The sequence below is a fragment of the Ancylobacter sp. VNQ12 genome, from assembly GCF_049445835.1.
Classification (GTDB): domain Bacteria; phylum Pseudomonadota; class Alphaproteobacteria; order Rhizobiales; family Xanthobacteraceae; genus Ancylobacter.
Genome location: NZ_JBMSDU010000047.1, coordinates 1 through 5222, shown reverse-complemented (window position 1 = coordinate 5222; position 5222 = coordinate 1). Strand labels below are relative to the sequence as shown.

Annotated in this window: 4 protein-coding genes and 1 pseudogene; 2 read left to right on the top strand and 3 right to left on the bottom strand. The window is 62.4% G+C overall.

Features of this window, described 5'->3' with window-relative positions:
- Nucleotides 1–471: 471 nt before the first annotated feature.
- Nucleotides 472–591: pseudogene (locus ACO2RV_RS24840) on the top strand (Eco57I restriction-modification methylase domain-containing protein); the annotation flags it as partial.
- A 36-nt stretch (nt 592–627) separates the two neighbouring features.
- Here the strand turns inward: ACO2RV_RS24840 and ACO2RV_RS24835 are convergent.
- From ACO2RV_RS24835 to ACO2RV_RS24825, 3 genes are all read right to left on the bottom strand, one after another.
- Nucleotides 628–3258, bottom strand: a complete 2631-nt coding sequence (locus ACO2RV_RS24835) for a glycosyltransferase family 39 protein (protein ID WP_423296882.1) — start codon at nt 3256–3258, stop codon at nt 628–630.
- Nucleotides 3259–3480: 222 nt separating this feature from the next.
- On the bottom strand, nt 3481–3813 hold the full coding sequence (locus ACO2RV_RS24830; RefSeq protein WP_151654216.1) for a HigA family addiction module antitoxin: 333 nt from the start codon (nt 3811–3813) through the stop codon (nt 3481–3483).
- Between the two features lie 9 nt (nt 3814–3822).
- Entirely contained in the window at nt 3823–4113 is a 291-nt protein-coding gene (locus ACO2RV_RS24825) for a type II toxin-antitoxin system RelE/ParE family toxin (RefSeq protein WP_423296881.1), read from the bottom strand.
- 187 nt (nt 4114–4300) lie between these two features.
- Here ACO2RV_RS24825 and ACO2RV_RS24820 point away from each other — a divergent pair, with 187 nt between their 5' ends.
- Entirely contained in the window at nt 4301–4900 is a 600-nt protein-coding gene (locus tag ACO2RV_RS24820; RefSeq protein ID WP_423296880.1) for a recombinase family protein, read from the top strand.
- The last annotated feature ends 322 nt before the right edge of the window (nt 4901–5222 follow it).

Genomic DNA, 5222 nt, shown 5'->3' with positions numbered 1-5222 from the left:
GTTCATCATGTCGGTGGTCATCGGTGGATCTTTCGGTCTGGAGTTGGGGTTCGCAACCCAGACCCTAACCGAACATCCCCGGTGACCACCTCTGCCTCGACCTACACCACGTCCGGGGACACGATCCCATCTCCATCTCGGCCCGGTTTATCTGGATGTAGCCTCCTCAACGAGCCACGCCCGCCGCGCTCTTTCAACATCGGGCGGGACATCCCTGGGCTTTGGCGGCTCACCTGGGAGGAAAAGCGCTGCATACTGCTGGCCCATGTCCGGGGCGTGGGCATTGACGCCAATGCCGTCGAGGTCGCCCGGTTCAGCCTTCTCGTGAAGCTGATGGAGGAAAAAAGGCGCGGCCGGCCTGCGCGATTACGTTGAACGCAGCGGCACACCGGCCCTACCGGAGCTGGAAGGAACGCCGCGCGCGGGCAACAGCCTTGTCAGCCAGGCGAATGGGCGGCCGCGCGGGGCGCACTGCCGGCCAAACTGCTCGAGAAGGTCAACCCGCTCTCATGGTCCGACGAGTTTCCCGCCGAGACGGCACGGGGCGGGCTTGACGTGATCGTGGGGAATCCTTCCTATATCCGCATCCAGTCGGCATTCACTCGGCAGCAGCCGTACCACCGCCTCCTATGGCAACGGCTGGAGATCGTAGCCGGCGCGATAGAAGAACCGGCCAGCCAGCTTACCGTCCTTGACCACATCTCGTTCCGCAATCTCGCCCAACCGTACGAAGCGGCTGCCGAGCCAAGTTTCCTCGATATCCCAAGGCTTCAGGGAGATCAGGATGGCGGTCCTCCCGCGCATCGCCTCCGGCTTGAACCAGAAGTCGTACATGAGGCTGTCCTTGCCCAGGACCCCGCGGCCGACGGAGTTGGGGACGCCGTCGTGATCCTTGTGAGCGTAGAAGGCAAGCTGGCTCGCCAGGAAATACTTGTCCATCCCGATGAGTAGAGACTCCGTGTCCGTTGCCTGCTCGATCTCGCGCTCGATCGCTCTCACTTCGCGTCCAAACTCCTCCCAGGCGACGGGCAGACTCCGGAGACTGCCGACGAATCCCCCGCCCGGAAAGCCGAGGACGAGGTAATGCAGGCCCAATCCGTAAATCACGAGCGTTACCGTGATCGTCGGAACCCAAAGCCGTCGTATCAACTCCCGAAACCGGGAAGTCTTGCCCGGCGTCGCAACAATCAGCGCGGAGATCGCCGGCAGAAGCGCAAGCCAGACGGGCCCGGTCCAGTTCAGCTTTGTCGAATGGAACAGGCTGAACGCCACGAAGACCGAAAGCGGGAGGAGCGTGTAGATCGCGATGAAGCGATGTTTCCGGACACAGTCCCTAACCTCTTCCGCTTCCCTGGTAAGTCTGGCTCTGGAGAGGAAGGCGACGAAGGCTGACAACAGTCCCCATGGCGTCAATAGGACCGCGGCCCATACCACGAGCATCGGGAGCGAGAATTCCACTGAACCCTGAAGGCGCCGGGAACTCTGGAAGGCGAAGGACGCCCACTCATTCAGGGCGTTCCAGACGATGACGGGCGAGAACAGCAAGACCCCGAGGACGACCGACAGATAGGGTTCCGGCCGCAGCAGCCATCGCCGCGCCCGAGGATCGAGCACGAGGAATACCAGCGTGGCGGGTCCGAGGAGCGCGATGGTGTATTTGGACAACATGCCGAGACCCGCACAGATCCCGATGCCCCACCATGCCCGGCGTCGTTCGGCAACCAGCGCCCGCTCCAAGAAATAGAGCGCGCCAGCCCATGCGGCGGTCAGGGGCGCGTCCGGCATCATCAACAGGCCGGTGGAGAAGAAGAACGGGAGCGTACCGACAAGAAGGACGCTGACGAACGCTGCCGATTTGCCGGCTAGATTGCGCGTCAACCGGAAGGCGAAGAAGGCGGTCGCGATCCAGACGACGTAGGCGCCGATGCGGACGCCGAACTCGGTGTCTCCGAAGAGACTCGTTCCCAGCCAGATCAGCCAGGCGATCATCGGGGGATGATCTAGATAGCCGATGTCGAGGTGCTGTGCGTAGTTCCAATAATAAGCTTCCTCCGGCAGCAGGTCCACGATCCCGAGGAAGACCAACCGAAGGGCCAGGACATATCCAAGCACCCCGATCGCTGCCACGCGCCAACGGATGTCGAGCGGCACGCCCGGACGCAATGATGGAAAGACGAAAAAGGCGGTGCCGAGATAATTGACGACCGCAGCCGCCCCGACGCCGAGCAGGATGGCGGCTGGGGGAGGCCAGCCGAGAAGCTCGACCGCTCCGGCGAGCACGCCGCCGCGCAGCGCGAAGGCCAGCAGGCAGATAGTCATGAAGCGCGAGTACCGCCGCCAGTCCTGCTCCCTTCGTGCCCCCCGGTCGTGCGCGAAGACCCAACGGGAGTTCAGGAGATAGTTCGAGATCGTTGCGACCACGAAGCTAGCCACATGCGCCGCCATGAGACCGAGCCCAGCCCCGAACAGGACCTGGAAGACCAGAAGATCGACCGCAAAACCGATCAGGCCCACCCCGGCAAATCGCGTGGCGTTCCCGAGTGATACCGCTCCTCCGGCAAGGACCAGTAGGCGCCTGGCATAGGCCAGCATCTGCCCCAGCCCGATCTTCGACTCGCCCCGGATCCGGTCGCGGAAGACTATAGGCACCTCGCTGAGCCGGAGACGGTCGCCACCTTCCGCGATGATCTCCAAACCGATCTTGAAGCCCACGGCTTGCGGATCCACGGCCAGCAGCCTCTCCTTGCGCACGGCGAAAAACCCGGACATCGGATCCCGGACTTCCGTCAACGGCCAAGCTAAGGCTCCCCCGAGGCGGGAGAGGAGGCGACGAGACATCGGCCAGTCCGGCGTAGCGCCGCCCGGCACGTATCGGCTGCCGACCACCATGTCGCTCGTGCCGTCGATGATGGGCTGGACCAGATCGCTGATCCGTTCCGGGGGATGGCTAAGATCCGCATCAAGGACGACGATGATCTCGCCGGCAGCTTCCCTCGCCGCTGCGAGCACGTCGCCCGCGAGCCCACGCTTCCCGCCCCCGGGAACGACACGGATGCAAGCGTCGCCCTTCCATGCACGGACGCGTTCGACGGTGCCGTCCGTCGACCCTCCGTCCGCGACCAGAATTTCCATGGCGGTGCGGGGATCGCACTGCGCGACGAGAGCCGACAGAAGCACCTCGATGTTGCCGATCTCGTTCAGGGTCGGCACGATCACCGAGACGAGCTTTTGTGCTGGACCGATATGAACACCGCGCATTCCAATAAAGTCGCCCGATTCCGAGATGATGTCGGCCCACCTGACCGAGACGCCGGAGAGTTAGATTTTGTTTGTTGTCACCTGGTAGTGATTTAGTCAATCTCGGAGGACGGCGCGGGAGCGGGGCCGACGCAGGCTTTCGCCGGCGAGCTCGATGAACGCCCCGGGATCACCGGAGGCTGTTTGGTTTATCGGCGCGGCTGTATTTGTATTGTTGCCGGATCAGACCAGAGCCGCTTGCGGATCGAGCGGCTTTCCCTTGAAGGGAGCGACGTTAATTTCCCCTTCCCGCTTGCGGGCCTGGGCAATGTCATAGCTGTTCTGCATCCGCATGAGCGTGTCCATCGGCACGCCGAACGCCTTTTCGATCCGCAGCGCCATTTCCGGCGAAAGATGCGCCCGCTCGTTCAGCACGGCCGACAATGCCGCCCGCGTAACACCGAGAACTTGCGCCGCGCTCGTCACCGAAAGGCCAAGCGCCTCGATAATCTCACTTTTGACGAAACCGCCGGGATGGGCGGGGTTCTTCATACGGATGCCCTGCATCGCACTCATAGCCACCTCCTAGTGGTAATCTTCATAGTCGAGGTCGATAATCTCGATTTCGGTCTGGTCTATCCGGAAAGTGATCCGCCAGTTCCTGGTGACGAACAGGCTCCAGGTGCCTTTCCGATCGCCGGTAAGTTGATGGGCCTTCCAACTCGGAACCGTGCGCAACTCGTCTTCCCGCTCCATATCCTGGAGGAAGGAGACGATGCGACGGACTTTCGGCACTACGGCCGCCTGCAAGCCGATGACGTCATCATCTTCGATGAATCGGCGCAACCCCTTATGGACCACGTTTCGGATTCTCATGTGTCGTGACTAGCAGGCGTAATGCATTGTGTCAAGCGACACTATACGCCCTGGCCTCATTGCTCTTGTCGCGCAAGTTCTAAAGCCCGCGACAGATCGGCCGCCCCCGGAAAGTCAGGGGTTGTCCTGTCGCATGTCTTGTCCCAAGTGGTAAGATGCTTGCGACATGATTTGCGACAGGGACACCATGAATCGCCAACCCGATTCCGACGCCGGCCGTGTGTTCATCGGCTATGCCCGCGTCTCGACACGCGGCCAAGACCTCGACCAGCAGCGAGCCGCCCTTGGCGCGGCCGGCTGCGTCCGTATCTTCGAGGAAAAGGCGTCCGGGGCGAAGCGCGACCGGCCCGAGCTGGCGCGGATGCTCGACCATCTGCGTGCCGGCGACGTGGTGACGATCACCAGGCTAGATCGCCTTGCCCGATCGACCGGCGATCTTCTCAACATCGCGGAGCAGATCAAAGAGGCTGGCGCTGGCCTGCGCTCGTTGGCCGAGCCGTGGGCGGACACGACGACGCCAGTCGGCCGCATGGTGCTGACCGTGTTCGCGGGCATCGCAGATTTCGAGCGATCCTTGATTGTGGAGAGCACAAGCGCCGGCCGGATCGCAGCGAAGGCCCGAGGTGTCCGGTTCGGCCCCTCCCCTGCCCTGTCGGCCGAGCAGATCACGCACGCCCGCCAGCTCATTGACCAGGAGAACAGGCCGGTTGTGGAAGTTGACGGGCTCATGGGCGTGCATCGTGCAACGCTATACCGCGCTATCGAACGCAATAACGTTGATACGTAAAAACGTATCAACGTTATTGGTATGCCTAGGAAATGGTGCTTTCCGTGACCAGTGACCTAAAGGGTTGCAGAATCGGAAGAATCGTAGTTAGTGGTAACGATGAAGAAAAACCCGGAAGAGATTCGGTCGCGTGTCGCGCCCGATGGGGATCGTGTCCCACCAAGTGGTGTAGGTGGCGCTGGCGGTCGCCGTGCTTTCGGCGCGGGCCTTGCTGATCAGGATGCCGCGGCGGGCATGCTGATGAGGGGATCATTGCCCAGCGGGGCGATGGTTTCCAGCGTCATGTAGCGGGCGCGCTGGACCGCCCATTCGTCATTCTGCT